Annotated in this window: 5 protein-coding genes; all 5 read left to right on the top strand. The window is 43.1% G+C overall.

What is annotated here, in order from left to right:
• Positions 1 to 1,021: DUF3326 domain-containing protein (locus IH879_22425; GenBank protein ID MCH7677684.1), on the top strand; the 1,021-nt coding region annotated here is incomplete at its 5' end.
• Between the two features lie 18 nt (positions 1,022 to 1,039).
• Positions 1,040 to 1,243 (top strand): 4-oxalocrotonate tautomerase family protein, encoded by a 204-nt coding sequence (locus IH879_22420; GenBank protein ID MCH7677683.1) that lies wholly within the window; start codon positions 1,040 to 1,042, stop codon positions 1,241 to 1,243.
• A 137-nt stretch (positions 1,244 to 1,380) separates the two neighbouring features.
• The gene (locus IH879_22415; protein ID MCH7677682.1) at positions 1,381 to 1,596 is read left to right on the top strand and encodes a hypothetical protein; all 216 of its coding nucleotides are present in this window, start codon (positions 1,381 to 1,383) and stop codon (positions 1,594 to 1,596) included.
• A gap of 69 nt (positions 1,597 to 1,665) precedes the next feature.
• Positions 1,666 to 1,998 carry a hypothetical protein gene (locus IH879_22410; GenBank protein MCH7677681.1) on the top strand — a complete coding sequence of 111 codons (333 nt, stop codon included), beginning with the start codon at positions 1,666 to 1,668 and terminating at the stop codon, positions 1,996 to 1,998.
• A gap of 175 nt (positions 1,999 to 2,173) precedes the next feature.
• Positions 2,174 to 2,291: Fic family protein (locus IH879_22405; protein ID MCH7677680.1), on the top strand; the 118-nt coding region annotated here is incomplete at its 3' end.

The raw sequence follows: 2,291 nt of genomic DNA, 5'->3' as shown, positions 1-2,291 counted from the left end.
CGTTGAAGGCAGTGTCCTTACCTGCCTTTTGATGGGCACAATAGGCCTTCAGGAAGTCCGTTCGAATCGCGTGATGCTGGTCATGGACAAACGCGAGGATCAACGGATTCCAGAGCTTTCCATCAATACTGTTTCGACCGCACGTGCTGCAGTGGGGATTGATTGCCCGCTGATTGTTGAACTCGATGAACCTATCACGATGGAGACCAAATACTCCCCATCAGGCTGCGCTGTCGGTAGGATCGAGTCTTTGGAGAATCTTTTTAATGTGATGCAAAAGTATCGCAATGAATATGACGCCGTAGCGCTTCACACAGGAATTGACGCCCCTCCTGAATTTCATCTGGAATATTTGAAAAGTAGAGGGGAAATGATCAATCCTTGGGGAGGTGTGGAAGCGATGCTTACCCACTCTCTGACCATGATGTTTGGCGTACCGACAGCTCATGCACCAATGGTAAAGAATATGGAGATCGCCAACCTGCATGCCGGTGTGGTGGACCCACGGATTGCCTCTGAGGCTGTTTCGTCCACATTCCTGATGTGTGTACTTAAAGGTCTACACAAAAGCCCACGGATTATCAGGGATTCGAGCGTATTCGGCCACTCCGGTGTCCTAACCAACGCTGACATCTCCTGCCTCATCATTCCAGACGGCTGTGTTGGGCTGCCGACTTTGGCAGCTATGGAGCAGGGTATTCCGGTGATAGCAGTACGGGAGAATAAAAACCGGATGCAGAATTGTTTGGAAGACTACCCCTTCCAATCGGGAAAGTTGTTCATCGTGGATAATTACCTTGAGGCCGTTGGTGTGATGAATGCTTTGAAGGCCGGTGTTTCAGTCGAGTCGATTCGCCGCCCTCTCGCCGACACTCGTTGCGTGTCCAGTTCAGACCAAAACGAGCATGTGTTAAGGGAAATCGCCGAAGAATCACCTGAGATATCATACCTCAGGGAGAATGATGGCAATTCAGATTTCACTATTTGGCGTCAGAAACAAGAAGCAAATATTGTTGACTAGAAAAATATAAAACAAATAATGCCATACGTAAATGTAAAAATCACCAAAGACGGCGTTACAAAATCTCAGAAGGAGCAGATTGTCCGGGATATCACCAATTCCCTTGTTAAGACTCTGGGTAAGAAACCCGAGCACATTCATATCGTCATCGATGAAGTCGAAACAGATAATTGGGGCTTTGCCGGCATGTTGACCACGGAATATCGCAAGAAGCCCCAATAGTCCCTGCTCCATGACAACCCTTCCGGATGCCGCACAAGGTGCTCCAGCTTAGCTCCGTTCAAAAATTTCTATTTGACTTGAGACCATTCATTTGCTAAATTCAGTTAAATGACCTAAGAATTCAAGAGGGTAAAGTGATGATTTCAAAAGAAACGATTAAAAAAGAAATTGACAACATACCGGAAGAACGTCTGGAAGATTTGCATCAATTGCTAAAGGAGTTCTCGAAATCAAAAAACTCCGGGGGAAAAGGCAATCTGATGGCAAAATTAAGACAAATCAAAATTCAAGGCCCAAAGGATTTCTCTAAAAATATTGATGCATATCTAAGCGGAGAAATCAGTGGCGGATAGAATATTCATCGATACTATGTATGTGGTCGCTTTAGTTAACCTAGAACACATAAAAAGAGGTTTTTCACGATGAATATACAAAGACGTTCCGATGAAAGATCACAAATGCTTCACAAAGAAATTTCAAAAAAGTTGAAGAGTAATCCCAGCCTCTGGGATATTCCGAAAAAAAATATAACGAAATGGAAAAAAAGCAGCGGTAAACTCGCACCGGCTTTTATAGAATGGGATCATATTTTAAATACAAAAACTAAAAAACAGATACTATCTATACTTGAAAGTAGTTCTGAAGAAGCGGTTCGACTTCGCTCTTCAAGTCCTTTTACAGGAATATTGACCGAGAACGAAAGAAAAAAGATATTTGAATATTTTAGTATAAAAAACGGAAAGTATAAAACTTGATAATTATGATTTTCTTAAGTTCCTAAACAACTGTCTTCCCTTCTGAACTTTCCATTTGACTTGATCCCCTCGATTCTGTAAATTATCGGCATAAAACCTACAGAGAATACTGCACTTATTGCCGCCAAGGCAAAACCTGAGTGCATGAATTAGCGCAAAATAAAAGGAATTAACAATGCCGTTCGATCCGGCCAAACCCTACAATGCTCTGCCATTGCTGCCGCCCAAAGCAGATTTGGAAACAAAGGCTGTTTTAAAGAAAGCGATTGCCGCCAATAAAGCGTTGGCAGAGC

The organism is candidate division KSB1 bacterium (assembly GCA_022562085.1).
Classification (GTDB): Bacteria; Zhuqueibacterota; Zhuqueibacteria; order Oceanimicrobiales; family Oceanimicrobiaceae; genus Oceanimicrobium.
This window is presented reverse-complemented; position numbering and strand designations above follow the sequence as displayed.